Source organism: Paenibacillus sp. FSL H7-0350 (genome assembly GCF_038593195.1).
Classification (GTDB): Bacteria; Bacillota; Bacilli; order Paenibacillales; family Paenibacillaceae; genus Paenibacillus_AQ.
The window spans coordinates 1099496-1117475 of the sequence record NZ_CP151972.1 but is presented as its reverse complement, the minus strand read 5'-3'; the positions used below and the strand labels follow the sequence as shown (position 1 = coordinate 1117475).

General features: G+C 52.0%; 17 protein-coding genes. 14 read left to right on the top strand and 3 right to left on the bottom strand.

All coding sequences use genetic code 11. The features are described from left to right. Nucleotides 1–210 precede the first annotated feature (210 nt). From NYE24_RS05180 to NYE24_RS05150, 7 genes are all read left to right on the top strand, one after another. Nucleotides 211–2001 (top strand): sensor histidine kinase, encoded by a 1791-nt coding sequence (locus tag NYE24_RS05180; protein ID WP_342478234.1) that lies wholly within the window; start codon nt 211–213, stop codon nt 1999–2001. Then, a complete protein-coding gene (locus NYE24_RS05175; protein WP_036695404.1) occupies nt 1994–2761 on the top strand; it encodes a response regulator in 768 nt (255 codons plus the stop codon). The genes NYE24_RS05180 and NYE24_RS05175 overlap by 8 nt, the downstream gene beginning before the upstream one ends. Before the next feature lie 131 nt (nt 2762–2892). After that, nucleotides 2893–4182 (top strand): sugar ABC transporter substrate-binding protein, encoded by a 1290-nt coding sequence (locus NYE24_RS05170; RefSeq protein ID WP_342478233.1) that lies wholly within the window; start codon nt 2893–2895, stop codon nt 4180–4182. Nucleotides 4183–4268: 86 nt separating this feature from the next. Beyond that, nucleotides 4269–4961, top strand: a complete 693-nt coding sequence (locus tag NYE24_RS05165) for a hypothetical protein (RefSeq protein WP_342478232.1) — start codon at nt 4269–4271, stop codon at nt 4959–4961. Between the two features lie 18 nt (nt 4962–4979). Beyond that, nucleotides 4980–5894 (top strand): sugar ABC transporter permease, encoded by a 915-nt coding sequence (locus tag NYE24_RS05160; RefSeq protein ID WP_341025522.1) that lies wholly within the window; start codon nt 4980–4982, stop codon nt 5892–5894. Beyond that, on the top strand, nt 5878–6726 hold the full coding sequence (locus NYE24_RS05155) for a carbohydrate ABC transporter permease (protein ID WP_342478231.1): 849 nt from the start codon (nt 5878–5880) through the stop codon (nt 6724–6726). The genes NYE24_RS05160 and NYE24_RS05155 overlap by 17 nt, the downstream gene beginning before the upstream one ends. A gap of 14 nt (nt 6727–6740) precedes the next feature. Further along, a complete protein-coding gene (locus tag NYE24_RS05150) occupies nt 6741–8108 on the top strand; it encodes an FAD-dependent oxidoreductase (RefSeq protein ID WP_342479202.1) in 1368 nt (455 codons plus the stop codon). A gap of 277 nt (nt 8109–8385) precedes the next feature. Here the strand turns inward: NYE24_RS05150 and NYE24_RS05145 are convergent, their stop codons facing one another. Further along, on the bottom strand, nt 8386–9627 hold the full coding sequence (locus NYE24_RS05145; RefSeq protein ID WP_342478230.1) for an MFS transporter: 1242 nt from the start codon (nt 9625–9627) through the stop codon (nt 8386–8388). A 145-nt stretch (nt 9628–9772) separates the two neighbouring features. On the opposite strand from NYE24_RS05145, the gene NYE24_RS05140 reads away from it, so the two are divergent. Further along, on the top strand, nt 9773–11557 hold the full coding sequence (locus NYE24_RS05140; protein WP_342478229.1) for an ABC transporter substrate-binding protein: 1785 nt from the start codon (nt 9773–9775) through the stop codon (nt 11555–11557). 157 nt (nt 11558–11714) lie between these two features. Here NYE24_RS05140 and NYE24_RS05135 read toward each other — a convergent pair whose 3' ends face one another. Then, nucleotides 11715–11888: a hypothetical protein gene (locus NYE24_RS05135; protein ID WP_179090462.1), complete on the bottom strand. Its 174-nt coding sequence runs from the start codon at nt 11886–11888 to the stop codon at nt 11715–11717. 75 nt (nt 11889–11963) lie between these two features. Here NYE24_RS05135 and NYE24_RS05130 point away from each other — a divergent pair, with 75 nt between their 5' ends. The 6 genes from NYE24_RS05130 to NYE24_RS05105 all read left to right on the top strand — a co-directional run bounded on the left by NYE24_RS05130 (nt 11964) and on the right by NYE24_RS05105 (nt 16756). Beyond that, nucleotides 11964–12479 carry an AAA family ATPase gene (locus NYE24_RS05130; RefSeq protein ID WP_342478228.1) on the top strand — a complete coding sequence of 172 codons (516 nt, stop codon included), beginning with the start codon at nt 11964–11966 and terminating at the stop codon, nt 12477–12479. After that, nucleotides 12476–13480, top strand: a complete 1005-nt coding sequence (locus NYE24_RS05125) for a hypothetical protein (RefSeq protein WP_342478227.1) — start codon at nt 12476–12478, stop codon at nt 13478–13480. The genes NYE24_RS05130 and NYE24_RS05125 overlap by 4 nt, the downstream gene beginning before the upstream one ends. Before the next feature lie 289 nt (nt 13481–13769). Next, a complete protein-coding gene (locus NYE24_RS05120) occupies nt 13770–14087 on the top strand; it encodes a transposase (RefSeq protein WP_342477004.1) in 318 nt (105 codons plus the stop codon). A gap of 11 nt (nt 14088–14098) precedes the next feature. Beyond that, nucleotides 14099–14959 (top strand): IS3 family transposase, encoded by an 861-nt coding sequence (locus tag NYE24_RS05115; RefSeq protein WP_342479201.1) that lies wholly within the window; start codon nt 14099–14101, stop codon nt 14957–14959. 107 nt (nt 14960–15066) lie between these two features. Beyond that, nucleotides 15067–16287: an aminotransferase class I/II-fold pyridoxal phosphate-dependent enzyme gene (locus NYE24_RS05110; protein ID WP_342478226.1), complete on the top strand. Its 1221-nt coding sequence runs from the start codon at nt 15067–15069 to the stop codon at nt 16285–16287. 112 nt (nt 16288–16399) lie between these two features. After that, nucleotides 16400–16756 carry a hypothetical protein gene (locus NYE24_RS05105; RefSeq protein ID WP_342478225.1) on the top strand — a complete coding sequence of 119 codons (357 nt, stop codon included), beginning with the start codon at nt 16400–16402 and terminating at the stop codon, nt 16754–16756. Between the two features lie 222 nt (nt 16757–16978). On the opposite strand, the gene NYE24_RS05100 is transcribed toward NYE24_RS05105, so the two are convergent. After that, entirely contained in the window at nt 16979–17929 is a 951-nt protein-coding gene (locus NYE24_RS05100; RefSeq protein ID WP_342478224.1) for an alpha/beta hydrolase, read from the bottom strand. Nucleotides 17930–17980 lie beyond the last annotated feature (51 nt).

Below are 17980 nucleotides of genomic sequence, written 5' to 3'. Positions count from 1 at the left end.
AGTGACAATAATAAACCCCAGACCTTGCGTGTCAGCAGGTTTGGGGTTTATTGACTTTGTTGAACCGTACCTTTTCCAAACATAAGAGGATAGAATTCAATTACAGAACATTATACGATAAACTGTACAGAGGTTTAGATGTCAGCTTACTTAACAAAAGGAGGACTTGAGATGCTGCAAGGGCTGATCCTACGGTTGAGAAGAAGTAAAATGCGCACCAGACTGCTGCTCTTGTTCACCATGCTGACGCTGCTGCCGTTAAGTGTACAGGGGATGGTGACGTACCGTCATTTCTCCTCCACCTTGAACGAGAAAACAAAGCAATATACGGTAGATGTCGCCGGACAGGCCAACGCCAATCTGGATAGGCTGCTGAAGGATCTGGAGCGGTTGTCGCTGATGCCATTGTATGACGAGCAGGTGTTATCTATTCTGGCTAAATATGATGGTCCTATGGGCTCAGGCACATGGGCGCTGTCTGACGATTATCAGAAAATGAAGCTATATACCTCTGCACAGGCCTATGACCGACCGGAAATCCGGGGCATTCACCTGCTGAGCAACAGCGGAACCCTGTTCTCCAATGTAGAACCGCTTGCGGTCAACACCTCGTGGGATGCCAGGCATGACGAATGGTTCAGCGCCCTTACGCGGTCGGACGGCGAGTGGATCATTCTTCCTCCGCATCGTCCGTCTTATTATGCCGGAACCGACCCCTCATCTTATATTTCGGTGGCCAGAGTTATCAAGGAACCCAGGACGCTAAGGCGTCTGGGTTACATCCTTATTGACGCTAAGCAATCGGCCTTTGGCTCTGTTTTTGCGAAGCTGAAGATTGAAGAGTCCACGAATCTGATGATCATTGATGGAGATCAGCGGCTGCTGTATGAGCAAAAGCCGGATAACGGGCAGTCGGCCTACGGCCAGCTTATGGGCTCCGGGCGGATTAAAGAGCTGCGTGGCGGGGAGCGGGAGAGGCTGGGCGGCACAGATTATTTGTTTATCAGCCATAAGTCCCCGTATTCGGGCTTGTCCGTGATCGGCTTGACTCCGATCGGAGTCATTCAGAAGGAGTCGCGTGCGTTGATGATTTTCACGTTATGGCTTGCCCTCTTTTGCCTGGTGACGGTGCTGCTGCTCGCTTATGCGGTATCTTACCGGATTACCCTCCCGCTGGTGGAGCTCAAGAGCAATATGTCCAGGGTGGAGCGGGGCGATTTCAACATGCGGGTTAGTCCGCTGGGGGGAGATGAATTCGGGCAGCTAGGGCGCGGATTCAATAAGATGATGGACGAAATCAACCGCCTGTTTCATGAGGTGCTCGTGACCCGCCTCCGGGAAAAGGAGGCAGAGCTGTCCGCCCTGCAGAGTCAGATCAACCCGCATTTTATCTATAATACGCTGGAATCGATCAATATGATGGCCGTCCAGCGCAGGCATGATGAGGTATCGGATATGGTATCCGCACTGGGCAAGCTGCTTCGCTATACGATTGACAAGGCCGGCCGGCTCGTATCGCTGGGAGAGGAAATTGCGTTCGTAGACTCCTATGTGCGTATCCAGCAGATTCGTTTCGGCGGGAAGCTGACGGTGCATAACGAGATTGAAGAAGAAGTACTGCATTTGCGCATACCGAAGCTCACGATTCAGCCGCTGGTGGAGAACGCCATTGAGCACGGGATCGCGGGGCGCGAAGAAGGGACGATCTGGGTGTCAGCGCTGCGTTTTGACAACGAGCTATTAATTACGGTCCGCGACGACGGGAACGGATTAGAGGAGGAGGCACTCACGGAGCTGAACCGGGAGATCGAACAAGATCCCTCCATGGATTCGCTCCGGCGCAGCGAGGAGGAGAGTCTGGGGCTGCGCAATATCGGCCAGCGGATCAAGCTGCTGTACGGGGAAGGCGGGAGTCTCACGGTTGACGGAAGTCCGGGGCAAGGGCTGGCCGTGACCATTACAATAACGATACCGGAATCAGGGGGAGAAGAGGATGTATAAAGTGCTGCTCGTAGAGGACGAAATCGTAATTAGACAAGGGATGCGTGAGCTGATTAGCCGGTCGGCGCCCTTTTTTGAGGTGACGGCTGAAATGCCGGGTGGACGGGAAGCGCTGCTGTACTTAAAGTCTGAGCTGCCGGACGTAATGATTACCGATATCCGTATGAAGGAAATGGACGGTCTGGCGCTGGCCGAAAAGGTGAAGTCGATGTATCCCGGGCTGCTCGTCATCATTGTGAGTGGATACGGCGAATTCGAATACGCCCAAAAAGCCATTGAATACGGCGTTCTTCATTACCTGTTAAAGCCGGTAGAACGTCATGAACTGGTTAGTGTGATGGAAAAAGCACGGTTGCTGCTCGATAAGCGTCATGGCATATCTTCCCTGGAACATACGCCAGGCCCGCTGCGGGTGGAGAGCGGGGGAGATACGCGCAAGATCATACGGGATGTTAAGGAATATGTCAGACTGCATATTGACGGTGATCTGCGGCTGCAGACGGTAGCTTCCCATGTCAATCTGAACGCTACGTATCTGAGCCAGCTGTTCAAGGGGGAGGCGGGCTGCAATTATTCAGACTATGTAACCGATTCCCGGATGGAACGTGCGAAATGGCTGCTCAGCCATACCCAGCTCAAAATTTATGATGTCGCCCGGCTATCCGGCCATCAAAGCCCGAAGCATTTCATGCTGGTGTTCAAGCAGCAGACGGGGATGACGGGTGGAGAATACCGCAATCAATTTAATAGTCAAGAATGAAATGTTAGTTAATCTAACGTAAAAACATAAATATAACGAACCATTCCTGTATTTTGGATGATTTCTACACCGGATACGTCTCCTTTATACTAAAAGAGTCATTAAAACTAACATATCAAAGGGGGATATTCATGAAAAAAGCAGGAGCAGTGCTTCTTTCAGCCATGCTGCTGGGTTTAACGGCAGGTTGTGCCAAGCCCACAGCAAGCGGAAATGCTGAGAGTCCCGGGAAACAGGGAGATGTGGAGTTAAAGTTTCTGATGTGGGGCAATCAAGGGCATATGGATGTTTACAACAAGCTGATCAGCCAATTTGAAGCAGATAATCCGGGCATTAAGGTGACCATGGATTCGGTGCCATTCACGGATTATCAGCAGAAAATATCCGTGCTGGCCGCAGGGAAATCCCTTCCGGATATCGCCTGGGTATCGGAGCGGATGATCCCGCAGTTCAAGGCCAACGGGATTCTGGCGGATGTCTCCTCCTTCAAAGACGATGCTTCCTTTAACCTGGATGATTATATTCCGAGCACGCTAGATTTGTTCCGGGACGGGGATCAATTGCTTGGCCTGCCGTTCTCGACACCGCCGGTGGTCATGTTCTACAACAAGACGCTGTTCGATAAGGCGAACCTGACCGACCCGAATACACTGGCCTCCGAAGGGAAATGGACCTGGAAGACCTTCGAGGAATCCGCCAAAGCAATTGCTGTCAAAGACGCTGGGGGCCGGGTATATGGCGCGAACTTCTTCCGTGACTGGAAGACCTGGGCCATTCTGTCTTCGTACGCCTGGTCTTATGGAAGCGGCCCGTTCAATGAGGATCTGACCGCTTTCACCTGGAACGACCAGTACGGCGTGGAGACCCTGGAGCTGCTGGAGCGGATGATGTATAAGGACGAATCCCACCCGAAAGCAGGCGAGCAGATCAGCTTCGATGCGGGGAATCTGGGAATGTTCTTCGACAACTACAGCTATGTCTCGAAAGCGCGTGACATTAAAGGGTTTGAATGGAGCATTGCACCGATGCCGTCCGGCTCCGCAGGCAGTGTTCCGATGCTGGGCCAAGCAGGCTATACGCTGTTCAAGGACAGCAAGCATCCGGAGGAAGCCAAAAAACTGCTCAAGCTGTTCGCCAGCCAGTCAGGCATTGAGGCGACTTCCACTTATTTCGTACCTCCGCGCACATCGGTGCTGAGTTCCGATGCGTTCCTGAATCAGCCGAACAACCCGCCAGCCGAGCACATCGTGCAAGCTGTTATCGATGAAATGCCGAAGGCGCGCATCATTCCAGGCCACTTCCGCTGGCAGGATATCGACAATGCTGTGCTGCAAGGCTTTGACCGCCTGTTCGGCCAATCCGCGTCCGCCAAGGACAATATGGCGAAGATGCAGAGCGATGTCGAGGCTATTTTGAAATAAGACTCCGGGCAAGGGTCCGTCAACCGGCGTTCAACAGAGTGCAGCGTCCGGCTTGACGGACCGCCCGAAATGGGGAGCGAAATACAATGGGTAAATTGAAGCGCAGATTGGAGCAAAGCGGCCTGTCCTTGATCATCAGCCTTCCTGCCAATGATGTAAGACTGGCAAAGGCAGCGCTTGAGGAAGGCGCCGATGCTTTGAAGGTTCATTTTAATGTCGGCCACCGGGCCAGCGGTACGCATTTCGGTCCGCTTGAGGGCTATGAAGATATTTTTAGCGAGATCCGCTCTACCTTTGACGGTCCCTTTGGGGTAGTGCCCTCAGGCAGCTTAGGGGGTGTGTCGGAAGAAGAGATTAGGCGGCTTGCTCCGCTCGGGTTCGATTTCTATTCGATCTATGCCCATCATCTGCCGTCCTTTATGCTGGAGGATCACAGCTTGGACCGGACCTTTGCCATTAATGACACCTATGATCTCAGTCAGGTCCGGGAAGGGGCGCAGTTCGGGATCACAGCGCTTGAAGCTTCGATTGTACCTGGCAGCGAATACGGGACGGGTCTTAGCTTCGCAGATCTGCTGAAATACCGGTATTTGGCCGACCATTCCGGTCTTCCCGTCCTGGTGCCTTCCCAGCGTAAGCTGGTTACAGGAGATGTACCGTCCTTGCAGCGCGCGGGAGTGAAAGCGATCATGTTAGGTGCAGTGGTGACGGGCAAGACAGAAGATGAGCTGCGGCGTGCGGTTAGCTCGTTCCGTGGTGCCATAGACAAATTGAGCTAGGGGGCGGTGAATTCCGGCATGAACAGAAAGCTCAAGAGACGAAACAAGGGTCCGCTTGCCCGCGAGGCACAGGTGACCGGATGGCTTTTTATATCGCCAATGCTGCTTGGTTTCACGTTATTATTGTTATTTCCAATGGGGAAAGCGCTCTATATGAGCCTAAATGACTGGCCGCTGCTTGGCGAGCACCGGTTTGTCGGTCTGGAAAATTACAAGGATATTGCGGTGGACCCGCTGTTCTGGAAGGTCTTCGGCAACACGGCTTATTTCACACTGGGTCTGGTGCCGTTTAACATTGTGCTGGCTCTGATGCTGGCGCTGCTGTTATCCCGTAGCCTGAAGGGCATCGGCATCTTCCGTACCGCGATCTTCGTTCCCGTAATGACTTCGCTGATCGTCTGGTCCATCGTCTGGAAGTACATGTTCGCGACCGATTCCGGGCTGATCAATCAGCTCTTGATGCTCTTCAACATTAAAGGGGCAGCTTGGCTGTATGACGAGAGACTGGCAATGCCGGCTGTTATCGTGACAAGTGTACTGAAGAACGTGGGGCTAAATATGGTGCTCTTCATCGCTGCGATCCAGCAGGTATCGCGTTCGCTCTACGAGGCGGCTGAGCTGGACGGGGCAGGCAAGACCAAAACCTTTTTCAACGTGACCCTTCCCATGATTACGCCAACCGTATTTCTGACCGTGGTGATGACCGTAATTGGCTCGCTGAAGGTGTTCGGCCAGATCTATGTGATGACCCAGGGCGGGCCGAGTAACAGCACCAAGGTACTGGTCTATTACATCTGGGAAAAAGCGTTCAAGCTGTTCCAGATGGGCTACGCTTCGGCGCTTGCATTTGTGTTGTTCTTTGTGGTGTTGATCTTGACTCTGCTGCAGTGGCAGCTGCGAAAGAGGTGGGTATTCAATGAGAGCGATGCCTAGCGCCGGCAAAAAGTGGTCTGTAGCAGGAGTGTATGCTGCATTAACGGCGGTATCGCTGATTATGCTTATTCCGTTTCTGTGGATGCTGTCTACTTCCTTCAAACGGCCGCAGGATATTTTCACCTACCCGCCGCAGCTGATTCCGCCGGTATTTCAGTTTCAGAATTATGTGGATGTCTTTACGCTGATCCCGTTTCACCGCTTCTATTTTAACAGCATCTATATCTCATTTGTCGTCGTGGCGGGAACAGTGTTTTTCGCTTCGCTGGCCGGTTATGCGTTTGCCAAGATTCCCTTCACCGGAAGAAATGCCGTATTTCTGGTGCTGCTCAGTGCCATGATGATCCCGCATGAAGTGACGGCGATCCCGATGTTCCTGTTCATGCGCGACCTGGGCTGGATTGACACGCATCTGCCGTTGATTCTGTTGCCGATCTTCGGCGCAAGCGGTGTGTTCGGGATCTTCGTCATGCGCCAATTTTTCATCACTGTACCCACGGAGCTTGAGGAAGCGGCGATGATCGACGGCTGCAGCCGGTTCCGCATTTACTGGATGATCATGCTGCCGATTGCCCGTCCCGGGATGGCAACACTGACGATTTTCACGTTCGTGTCCATCTGGAATGAATTCTTCGACCCGCTTATTTTCATTAATACGCGTGAGCTGATGACCTTGCCGCTGGGATTATCGTTGTTTACAGATGAAGTGGGCACTTCCTGGCATTATCTGATGAGCGCCACCGTCATGGCAACCGTGCCGCTGCTGATCGTTTTCTTCCTGGCGCAGAAGCGGTTCATCGAGGGCGTAGCTATGACGGGGCTGAAGGAATAGCATACCAGGAAGGAATAACATACCAGAGAGGAGTAGATGATATGAATCCTGCAATAGAGGCAGAGGTCGTTGTTGTAGGGGGAGGCCCGGCAGGAATCACGGCGGCTATTGCCGCCGGACGGCTGGGGGCGCAGACGGTGCTCATTGAACGATACGGGTTCGTAGGCGGAATGTCTACCGCTGCTATGGTCTATCCTTGGATGACCTTTCACACAGACTCAGGTGAACAGGTCATTAAGGGCATCGCCCAGGAAATTGTAGACCGGCTGCAGGCCAGCGGCGGTTCGCCGGGCCATCTGCGGGATACGGTCGGCTTCGTGCATACGCTGACGCCGTACCATCCTGAGATTTATCAAGTGGTAGCTACAGATATGCTGCGCGAAGCCGGGGTGAAGCTGCTGCTGCACAGCTTTGTGGATGAGGTGATGACCCGTGACGGCGTCATTGAACATGTCGTCGTGACTAACAAATCTGGACGCACGCCTGTTACGGGGCGTATCTTCGTGGATTGCAGCGGAGATGCCGACGTAGCCAAGCTGTCCGGGGCCGAAACGCTGCAGGGCCGGGAGGGGGATAACCGTTCCCAGCCGATGACGATGAAGTTCAGAATGCGCGGCGTTGATTTGCATAAGGTCAAAGCATATATGATCAGTCATCCCGAGGAGTTCTACAGCAAAACGCCGATCGCCGAGCTGCCGGACCTGCCGCTGACCGGGGTAAGCGGGTTCTACTCGCAATGGAAGCGGGCCGAGGTGCCGATTAACCGTGACCAGGTATTGTTCTTTGCCGGTCCGGCAGACGACGAGGTGCTGATCAACTGTACCCGCGTTCAGGGTCTGGACGCAACGAGTGCAGAGGATCTGACCTTGGCCGAACAGGAGGGCCGCAAGCAGGTGCTGCTTATGGCCGAGTTCCTGAAGCGCGACATTCCGGGCTTCGAACGGGCCTCAATCTCAGCGGTAGCGCCGCAGATTGGCATCCGCGAATCACGGCGGATCAAAGGCTATTACCAGCTGACCAAGGAAGACGTCGTAGAAGGCCGGAAGTTCAGTGATGTCATTGCCCGCAGCGGCTACCCGATCGACATTCATGATCCGTCCGGCAAGGGGGTAACAGCCTCCTTCATCGCCGGAGACGGCGCATACGATATTCCGTACGGCTGTCTGCTATCCGCCAATGTGTCCAATCTGCTTGCCGCAGGCAGATGCATCTCGACTTCGCACGAAGCGCTGGCCACGACCCGCTTGACACCAAGCTGCATGGCTACGGGCCAGGCAGCCGGAACAGCGGCAGCGCTCGCGGCTGCCGCAGGGGTGAAGCCGCAGGCGCTCGATATTCCGCAGCTGCAGGAGCAGCTGAAGCGGGATGGGGTTGTATTGTAGAGCTATGGAGCGGGAATGTAATCGAAAAACCGACCACATTGGGCACTGGGAGAGTCCATGGGCGGAATGTAATCGGAAAACCGATTTCACTAGGACTGGGAGGGTCCATGGGCGCTTTAGTTGCAGTATAATCATTATTTATCAACATAACAAATATTATGTTAACTAATTGATTATTAGAGACGATCACAAGAGTTAAAAACAATGATAAGTATATATCAATAAACCCCACCCCCGCTTCACAGCAGGTCTGGGGTTTATCTTAGTCTCAAATACCTCAAGCACCAAGCTCACGCTGCGCACTTGTTTCAGCAAGCTCGCGGATGCGGAGTCTTTTATGTGCGGTAATCAGGAAAGGAAGACCGAGCGCCGTGGTCAGCGCAAGCGGCACGAACACAGCGGGCCCGTTCAGAACGCCGAAATGATCCAGCAGCAATCCTCCGAGAATAGGCGCCATGACGCTGCCTATATTATTGAAGCCAATCGTACCGAAGTAAGTGCCTTTCCACTCCGGCTTGGCAATCCGGTCGATCAGCATATCCATCATCGTGAAGAGCAGGACTTCCCCGACAGTGAACAGAACCACGCTGAACATCAGTAGGGGTACCCCTCCAGGCATCCCGAACAGCAGCAGACTAAGGGCTACGCAGACATTGCCCAGAATCAGCGGGATAATTGGCGGGAACTTGCTGGCTGTACGCACAATAGGATACTGAACGACCAGCACCGTCACTGCATTAAGCGACAGCATATAAGAGAAAACTTGGCTGCCATTGCTGAAATGGGGGTTCATCGCGAGGTACTGCGCCAGTGTAGAGCTGAAGTGGCCATATCCGAGTACGCAAAAGATGGTTCCCAGCAGAACGGGCAGAAATACCTTGTCCCGGCCGGTGACTGCGAGCGCATCCAGCAGCTTCGGGGTCCGGGCTTCTCCATGCACAGGCAGGCTGGCACGGTGGACCGAGAATTGCAGGAAGAGAACAAGGCCATAGGCGATATAGACGATCCCGGCGATCATGAACGGGAAGGTGGACTTGGCGGAGCCGAGCTGGAGGCCGATAATCGGGCCGAAGACCACACCCAGATTTACTGCCGCATACCGCAGATTGAAGACCAGCAGCTTCTGTTCCGGCGGGGTAATATCCGACAATAATGCCCGTGAAGTCGGTTCAAATACGGCGCGGCACAGTCCGTTAAGCGTGTTCACCAGGAAGAAGACCCACAGATGCTGCGCTGCGGCGAAGCCGAAGAATACGCAGGCCCAACCGAACACAGAGACCAGCATGACGATCCGGCGCCCGATCACATCCGAGATATAACCGCCGTAGAAGCTAATCATTACCCCTGCCAACGAGCTGACGGCCACCGTGAACCCGGTCTGGGTAGCGGACGCGCCAAGCACCTGCGTGAGATAAATAGAGAGAAAAGGAATACTCATTGAAGTAACCAGCCGGCCGAACATCGTTCCGATGATGATGGTCCAGGCCAGCGGGTGAATGTGGCGCAGATGTTGTTTCATTTGAATCCCCGTCTCCTAGTCCATGTTTTTGATTATGAAGCATGCTTCATATCGAATGATTATGTATAATTGTATAGAACAAAGGGGGAAGTAAAAGTGTAAGGTTTATATGTAACTTTTCACCTTTTAAAAGGAGATTGAGATTATGGACACCAGCAGCACGCATTATCTCTGTTTGGCCGCAGCCCTGGCTCCCGTATATAGCCTCCAGCAGCCGATTCCGGTGACGATTGAGCAGTTGACCGGTATCCTGTGCTGCACACCGCGCAATGTGAAGTTTATTCTGCGGAAGCTGGAGGAGCAGCAGCTGATTGCCTGGATACCTGGGAGAGGGAGAGGGAATCACTCGCTAATGACTTTTTTACGTCATGTGGATGAGGTGCTGGAGGAGAGATTTCAGGAGCTGGTCAACAAAGGCCGGATTAAGCCTGCCATCGAATTGATTGGTCAATACCCGGTTAACGAGCCGCTCAAAGAACGCCTGCTGGCGGTTCTAGATAAGCAAATGGGCTTCTGGAGCGAAACCGGCTCCACTTCCGGGCAGGAGGTGCTGCGGATCTCCCGTAACCGTGCGATGGAAAAGCTGGACCCGGCTACCGTATACACCGCTTTTGAGACCTATTTGCTGGGGCATATTTGCAGTACCTTGATTACCTATGATGCACAGAACGGGGTTTTCCTGCCGGGGCTGGCCCACACGTGGGAGGCTAACGAGAGCAGTACGAGTTACCTGTTCTATCTGCGCAAGGGGGTGCGCTTCCACCACGGCCGCATGATGACTTCCCGGGATGTAAAAGAAACCCTCCAGCGTCTGATCGGACTTAAAAGTCCGGCGATCTGTCATTTTGAGGATATCAAGCATGTGGAGCTGGAGGGGGATTACGTTATCCGGTTTGATCTGGTGCAGCCTAATTTCTTCTTCCTGCATCTGTTCAGCTCGATCTATATGTCGATTGTTCCGTACGATGTGGATTTCGCTGCGCATCCGGTCGGCACGGGGCCCTATCAGGTAGTGGATCTGAGCCAGGATGTGCTTGTACTCAGCGCTTACGATCTTTACTACGGAATCCGCCCACTGCTGGACCGGGTCGAGATCTGGTACCTGCCGCATTTGGCCTCGGGGGTACGTCAATATCAGCTGACGGGTGCCAGTACCAGTCTGAGCAGTGTGGCCGCAGCAGAGGAGGGGAGGAGCCACAGTATCGATTATCCGGCTGTCGGGTGCAGATACCTTCTGTTTAATTTTCGAAAAGAAGGCGTACACCATCATCCCGCAGTCCGGCAGGCCATGCGTATTCTCTACAATCAGCTTGCGCTGATCCGTGAGCTGGGAGGCAACCGGATTATGCCGGCAGACAGCTTCCTTCCCTGGCAGAGCAGTAAGCGGGAGTTCGTAGAAACGTTATTAGAGGAAGCGAAGGTGCTGCTTCAGGACGGCGGATACAGAGGAGAGGTAGTGAAGCTGGCCTACCGGCCCTGTAAAGAGGATCGGGATGAGGGAATTTGGCTGCAGGAGCGCAGCAGGAAGATTGGATTACAGCTTGAGCTGTATCCATTAGCAGATTATGAACTGCCGGACTTGGTGAACCATGCGGATCTTGTGATCTGCGAAGAAGTGCTGGAGGATGACTGGCAGTGGGGGATGATCAATTATTTTCGCAATGAGTCCAATTATCTGCATCACCTGCTGCTGGACAGCCAGAAATCTGAGCTCACAGAGGTGCTAAAGCCTTTCTCACGGTTGGCCGCCGGGGAGAGGGCAGAGGTGCTGGAGCTGGCCGAAGGCAAGCTGCGTGATAACGGATGGGTACTGTATGGCTGTCACATGAATAAAAAAGCGCAATTAAGTCAGAATCTGTTTGGTCTACAGGCTGGCTCCTTCGGATTTCTGGATATCTCCAAGCTGTGGGTGAAATCGGGGTTTCAGTAATTTGTCTCTAGCCGACTTGCTTAATTGTGAAACGGCTGCTGTCATGAAGGGCAAGGCAAGCAGCCGTTTCTTTGTGCTTTATGCTGGCGGTTAGCGTTATGCTAATGCCCCTGAATTCGCAGAAAGTCGGCGCGAGGCGGGAATGAGGGGCATTAGTTCAGACCGCTTGCTGCTGCTTGCCGTCACATTTTTTGCAGACCGTCAGCTTCTCACCCGCCGGGCCCTTGCCGAAATACAAAAGCTTGATTCGGGTGCTTCCGCAAATCGGACAGGTGCCCCTGGCCCGCGAGGGGGTAGTGTAAAGTGCTTTGCCACGCTTATTTTTGGACATGTGAGTTCCCACTTTCATCAGTAATACTCTATCCTATGCCTTATTTAGCTAAAAAATCATTCGAAGGAGGGCATTATGAAAAAGCTTGTCATCGTAAACGGAACCATGGGAGTCGGAAAAAGTACGATTGTCAGTAAGCTATATAAAGAATTACAACATTCGGTGTGGCTTGATGGAGATTGGTGCTGGCAAATGAACCCTTGGAAGGTTACCGAAGAGAACAAAACTATGGTAATGAATAACATTCATTATATGCTCAATCAGTACCTTGACAATTCTATGTTCGAGTACGTATTCTTCTCTTGGGTGATTCATAAGGAAAGTATATTAGAGGAAATTCTTGCAGGCTTAAAGGGAAAGGGATATGAGCTAATAAAAGTTACGCTAATGTGTTCTGAAGAAGAGTTAATAAAGCGTATGCGTCAGGATGGAAGAAGCGAGAGTGAAATCGAGAATAGCATCAACCGGTTAGAGAACTACAAAGAACTGAATACACATAAGCTGAATACGAATGGGAAGGATGTGGATGCAATCATAAAGGAATTTCTACCTATAATAAGAGATCTCAAATCAACAGAGGAGGACAAATGAATCCATTATCTTTTACCCTTTGGAATGATTTGGAGCGGTTTGAATGGGGAGACTATAGCGTCCGCACGGGAAGCTATAAGGGCCGTCAAGCGGCATATCTCGAACAAGCAGGTTCCGCCGTGTTTCTTCGCGAGGACATTACTTTTCCCTGCTATCGTCTTCAAGCTGAGGTTGCGATTCCTGGAGAAATAGGTTTTGTTGGACTTCTATTCGGTGCTAAAGATGCCTGTAATTATGAGCTGGTCTATCTGGCTCCAATCGAAATTCAATACGACCCCGTTATGAATGGCTCAATGACCTGGCAAATTCACAATGGCCCTAAGTATCAGAAGCCGTTACCCAATACGACGGGGAAATGGGTGAATTTTGCCGTGGAGGTGCAGCCGGAAGGTGCATGGGTCTATATGGGTGAAGATTCCGCTCCTCAACTGGTGATTCCTAATCTTCAGCACGGAGTTCCTGCCGGAAGGATAGGGTTCTGGGGATTCGCCCCTTGTTACATACGCAATCTTGTCATCGAAGAAATACAACCAGCCCCAATCCCGCGAAGGGAAACTGATCTAAAGCAGCTGTCCGCCGATACCTTTGTAACCGAATGGATGGTTTCTGCAACAACTGGGGACGACTGGAATAAAGCCGTTGTAGAAGAAAATGGAATCCTGAACTTCAATCGCCGCTTCACTGCTAAGCAAGGGAGTGTGGTGCGGGCAAGAAGTACCTTTCATCTTGCTGAAGAAGCAGAGAGTTATATAACGCTCAGTTTCAGTGACCAAGTGCATTTGTGGGTTAATGAAGAAGAAATCTACCAAGGAACCTGGTGTTGGAATCCTCCTGTGAGTGATGGGCGTATCTATTCAGATTATGCCAGGGTGCCTGTTCAGTGGAAAGCCGGAATGAACACCATTTACGCCGAAGTGATGAACACAGAGCAGTTTGGCTGGGGACTTTGTGTACGAACAGGACTGTCCAACATGGATTACATAACTGAAGAGGCTGAATGAATTCATACTGAATCAACAAATCATATTTGTTCAGCAGAAAAACGGCCCTTTCTACTCTAAAAAAACAGCGTATAACATAAATTATACGCTGTTTCACTTCAGATCGACTTTTATATGTCTTCTCGCACTAGTTGTCACCTTAAATAGAGTGCTTTTAGTAGAATAATATATTATTAATGGTATTATAATCCATGTAAAGAGTATTGCAGAGAATGTGCAATTAGAATAAAAAGTGGACGCCACGTTAAGAGACACTGGATAATAGGCTTAACGAAGGAAGGTGTCCAATGTGGGGGAACGACGGCAACGATACAATGAAGAATTTAAGAAGCAGACGGTGAAATATGTGCAGGAGCAGACCAAGAGTATAGGGGATATCTGTGAGGAGCTGAATATCCCCAAGAGTACAATTCACCAATGGATCTCTCAGTACCGCCAATTCGAGCAGGAGGCCATTCACCATCCGGAGAAAATGCGTCAGATTGAACAGACGCTTAAGGATGCCGAAGCGGAGAATCACCGCAAAGAACGTGAAATCGAGGACCTGAAAGAAGAACTGGCCATTCTAAAAAAGGCGCTGCACATCTTCAGCAAAGAAAAGAACTAAGGTTCCAGTTTATCGAAGATCACCGCTCGGATTTTCGATTGGAGAAGATGTGCAAGGTCCTAAAGGTATCCCGAAGCGGGTACTACAAATGGCGTGCGGCAGAGCAGCCGGTACGCCTCGAGCGAAAAGAGAAGCTGATTCAGCGTATTCGGTGGTATCACCAGGATTCAGGGGGCACCTACGGCAGCCCAAGGATTCATCGGGAACTCCAAAAGGAGGGCTGGAAGGTCTCCGAGCGTACCGTCGGCCTGTTCATGCGCGAGCAAGGGATACGTTCGTGTATGGCCCGTAAATATCGGGTCACGACCACGGATTCGAATCACAATCTGCCGATCGCGCCCAATGAACTGAAGCAAGACTTTTCGGCCACAAGGCCAAATGAAAAATGGGTGGCCGATATTACGTACATTCCATGTCGCCAAGGCAAACTCTATTTGGCGAGTATTCTGGACCTGTATACGAAACAGATTGTGGGGTGGAAGCTCAGTGACCGGATGACCACAGATCTGGTTCTAGACGCCCTCAAGCAGGCCTACAAGGCGAAAAAGCCTGGGAAGGACCTGATACACCACTCCGACCGAGGATCTCAGTATGCCTCCAAGGATTACCGGAAACAGCTCCAAACCTATCGTATGAAAGCGAGTATGAGCCGCAGGGGCAACTGCTACGATAATGCTTGTATAGAAGCGTTCCACAGCATTCTGAAGCGCGAGTTGATTTACAGTCATCCAAAGTTTAAAACCATGGAAGAGGCATACCAAAAGCTATACTGGTATTTGGAGTTGTTTTACAACCGTAAGCGTTCCAACAGTACTCTGGGATACATGTCGCCAGTGCGTTTTGAGCAACTTTACTACCAGACAGTCGTTTAATTGGGCGTCCACTTTATTGACAGAAGAGCAATGTGTCTGTTCTTTCTCCTCTTCGGATTGGAACCCATGCTATACTATTTAAAAAAACATTCGCTGGAGGGAGTCCATTGATTCATAGCAGCAAGCAGCATAAATGGAGATCAGACAAGCTGGCTCATCTGGGATCATCAATCTTTGCCGAGGTGGCTGCCTGGAAGTCGGAAGCCCGGCAATCGGGACTTAACATCATCGATCTTGGAATTGGCAGTCCGGACCGGGGGCCTCTGCCCGGGATTCGTCAGACATTAAGCGATGCGGTACTGCGGGAGGATAGCTATGCTTATCCGTCGTCCAAGGGAAGTGCGGCGTTCCGTAATCAGGCGGCGAGATGGATGAAGCGGCGATTTGGCGCGGAGGTAGATCCGGAGGAGGAAATCGTCTCCCTGATGGGATCGCAGGATGGACTCTCGCATCTGGCCCTGGCCATCTGTAATCCCGGCGATCTGGCGATTGTGCCGGACCCTGGTTATCCCATTTATTCAGGGGCGCTCGCCATAGCAGGGGTTAGGTCTTGGATGCTGCCTCTCTTGGAGGAGAATACGTTCCGGCCGGATCTGGACAGTATTCCTGAGGAGGTCTGGCGCGAAGCGGCTTTTATCCTGCTCAGTTTTCCCGGCAATCCGATTTCGGTTACGGTGGATATGGCTTATATGGAGCGGCTTGTGGAGCTTGCCCGTAAGTGGGATGTGCTGGTTGTGCATGATCTGGCGTATTCAGAGATGGGGTTCGATGGATATCAGCCGATCAGCATCCTCCAGGTGCCTGGGGCGCGGGACACCGCTGTTGAATTTCATTCCTTCTCCAAAAGCTTCAACATGGCCGGCTGCCGCATCGGCTTCATGACGGGTAATGCTCAGGCCGTCGGGGCGCTGCGGGAGCTGAAAAGCAATGTAGATTACGGCGTCTTCGAGCCGATTCAGGAAGCGGCGGTTGTCGCGCTGGAGCAAGCGATGGTCTCCGGGCCAGACCAAGGAGTGGCTTCGCTATATGAGCGGCGGCGGAATCTTGTGGTAGAGGCGCTACACATTGAAGGTTGGGCGGTACCCTCGCCGGAAGCTACTATGTTTATTTGGGCAAGACTGCCGGATGCCTATGGAAGTGCAGGAGAAGCCGGAAGTTCGCGCCGCTTCGCGCATGATCTGCTGCAGAGAACCGGAGTAGCGGTCATTCCGGGAGATGCTTTTGGCAGCCAAGGGGAAGGGTATGTGCGGATCGCACTGGTTGAGGAAGAAGAACGCCTGTTAGAAGCCACCCGGAGGATCGGGGAGTTTCTGCGTTCAGGCAAGTGAGGTTGAGAAGTGCCATAGAGTAACATAATCAATATTATGTCAACCTATATAATTCGCTGATCTGAATTCGGGGTAATAAGGATCAACTACAGTTATTCAGGAGGTTGACCTTATGGGATTTAACATTGGAGGCTTAGGCGATAAAATACAAGGAGTAGTCGGTTCCCTTAAAGAAGGACGTGCCTACGAGCTGCTGCAGAAATTACCGCTGGACAAGCTGCCTGTCGAGCAACTGCTGCAGAAGCTGCCGCTGGAGCAGCTGCTATCGAGTTCTTTTCTGCAAAAGTTCACTCCCTTCGAGTCCTTGAAGGATCTGCTGCATAAAGGAGGATTCTCTGCCGGCTCGGCAGAGGAGATAAAATCGCTCCCGCAGGGTCAGCTCGATGAGCATGTATCGAAGACTACTTCCTTCGGTTCACTGAAGGATATGCTGATCAAAGCAGCGGAGTTCTATTCCCAGCGGAAATAAACGGACCGCAGGTTGTTCTCAATCGGACTGCTGCCGGTTCCGGCAACCTCATATATGTAATCAAGCCCGCACTGGAATTCTCCGGTACGGGCTTGAATTTTTTGAAATATAAGAATTTATATGTTTCACACGATAAATTATCCTTCTATTTCTCGCCGAAACGGTACCGTCCTTTAAAAGGACGGTACCGTTTCGGCTTGGATAACGATATATTCTAGTAACTTAATGCTTCAACCAAGCTGTAGCCAGCAGCAAAGCTCCTTGGTTAGCCTTAGTATCTGCCAGAGCGTTCAGCATCACGAAATCGTGGATGATGCCCTGGAAGCGTACGGCTGTGACAGGGACTCCTGCTTCGCGGAGCTTATTCGCATAGGCCTCCCCTTCATCACGAAGCACGTCGGCTTCACCTGTGATAATCAGGGCTTCCGGCAGACCGCTAAGCTGGTCCAGACTGGCCCGTAGCGGAGAGGCCGTAATCTGTGCCCGCTCCTCAGGATCGGTGGTATATTGATCCCAGAACCATTTCATCCCTTCGCGCTGGAGGAAATAGCCTTCCGCGAACTGATGATACGATTCGGTATCGAAGGAAGCATCTGTAACCGGATAGAAAAGCAATTGCTTAGAGATAGCCGGACCGCTGCGTTCTTTGGCCATCAGGGTGATGGCAGCAGTCATGTTGCCGCCGACACTGTCTCCGGCCACACTCAGTCTGGTTGCATCCAGTCCGTACATGGAGCCTTCACGGGTAATCCATTCCAGGACCGCGTAGATTTCTTCAATGGCTGTAGGATATTTGGCTTCCGGGGACAGGCTGTATTCCGGGAATACCACGGCAGCGCCCGTACCCACAGTCAGCTCGCGGATGAGCCGGTCATGCGTGTGGCTGTTGCCGAATACCCAGCCTGCTCCATGAATATAGAGAATCACCGGCAGGGAAGTGCCGGAAGTTCCTACTGGACGAACAATGCGGACCTTCACTTCACCGCCGGGGCCGCCGGTTACGGTCAGATCCTGAAGATCTGCCTCGGGTTTTTCGATATCATCAGCCTGAACGGTGTTGACCGTTTCGCGGCCTTTTTCCGGACCCAGATCGGGCAGGAAGGGAGGCTTGGCATTATCATCGGCGAATTTCTGAGCTGCTGGTTCAAGAATCACTCTTTTATAATCAGACATAGGTTACAGTCTCCTTCTTCTAGCAGATTAGGTCTAGCTCTCCTCATCCAT

Excerpts from the sequence above, each read along its gene's own strand:
- NYE24_RS05180 (WP_342478234.1), top strand. The coding sequence starts at position 211 with ATGCGCACCAGACTGCTGCTCTTGTTCACCATGCTGACGCTGCTGCCG.
- NYE24_RS05175 (WP_036695404.1), top strand. The coding sequence starts at position 1,994 with ATGTATAAAGTGCTGCTCGTAGAGGACGAAATCGTAATTAGACAAGGG.
- NYE24_RS05170 (WP_342478233.1), top strand. The coding sequence starts at position 2,893 with ATGAAAAAAGCAGGAGCAGTGCTTCTTTCAGCCATGCTGCTGGGTTTA.
- NYE24_RS05165 (WP_342478232.1), top strand. The coding sequence starts at position 4,269 with ATGGGTAAATTGAAGCGCAGATTGGAGCAAAGCGGCCTGTCCTTGATC.
- NYE24_RS05160 (WP_341025522.1), top strand. The coding sequence starts at position 4,980 with ATGAACAGAAAGCTCAAGAGACGAAACAAGGGTCCGCTTGCCCGCGAG.
- NYE24_RS05155 (WP_342478231.1), top strand. The coding sequence starts at position 5,878 with ATGAGAGCGATGCCTAGCGCCGGCAAAAAGTGGTCTGTAGCAGGAGTG.
- NYE24_RS05145 (WP_342478230.1), bottom strand. The coding sequence starts at position 9,627 with ATGAAACAACATCTGCGCCACATTCACCCGCTGGCCTGGACCATCATC.
- NYE24_RS05140 (WP_342478229.1), top strand. The coding sequence starts at position 9,773 with ATGGACACCAGCAGCACGCATTATCTCTGTTTGGCCGCAGCCCTGGCT.
- NYE24_RS05135 (WP_179090462.1), bottom strand. The coding sequence starts at position 11,888 with ATGTCCAAAAATAAGCGTGGCAAAGCACTTTACACTACCCCCTCGCGG.
- NYE24_RS05130 (WP_342478228.1), top strand. The coding sequence starts at position 11,964 with ATGAAAAAGCTTGTCATCGTAAACGGAACCATGGGAGTCGGAAAAAGT.
- NYE24_RS05125 (WP_342478227.1), top strand. The coding sequence starts at position 12,476 with ATGAATCCATTATCTTTTACCCTTTGGAATGATTTGGAGCGGTTTGAA.
- NYE24_RS05105 (WP_342478225.1), top strand. The coding sequence starts at position 16,400 with ATGGGATTTAACATTGGAGGCTTAGGCGATAAAATACAAGGAGTAGTC.
- NYE24_RS05100 (WP_342478224.1), bottom strand. The coding sequence starts at position 17,929 with ATGTCTGATTATAAAAGAGTGATTCTTGAACCAGCAGCTCAGAAATTC.